General features: G+C 36.8%; 1 pseudogene. It reads left to right on the forward strand.

From position 1 onward, the window contains the following. Positions 1 to 296, forward strand: a pseudogene (locus B3J44_RS20565) (PLP-dependent aminotransferase family protein); the annotation flags it as partial.

Consider the following 296-nt stretch of genomic DNA (forward strand, 5'->3'; position numbering starts at 1 on the left):
GGATCTGTTTCTAAAACGCTTGCACCAGGTTATCGCGTTGGATGGATTGCTCCTGGAAAATTTAAAGATAAAATCATACGTCAAAAACTAGTTCAAACGGTTTGCAATTCTTCTTTATATTCAGATGTCATTGCAGATTTCTTAGAACATGGACGTTACGATCATCACCTAAGGTCTTTTAGAAATAAGCTTTACAATAATTACCTTCAGATTAGCCGTGCTGTAGAATCTTACTTTCCAGACAACACCAAAATAGCGCAGCCAAAAGGCGGTTTCATGTTATGGATAGAATTAGA

Source organism: Flavobacterium sp. UBA4854 (assembly GCF_002399805.1).
Classification (GTDB): Bacteria; Bacteroidota; Bacteroidia; order Flavobacteriales; family Flavobacteriaceae; genus Flavobacterium; species Flavobacterium ginsengisoli.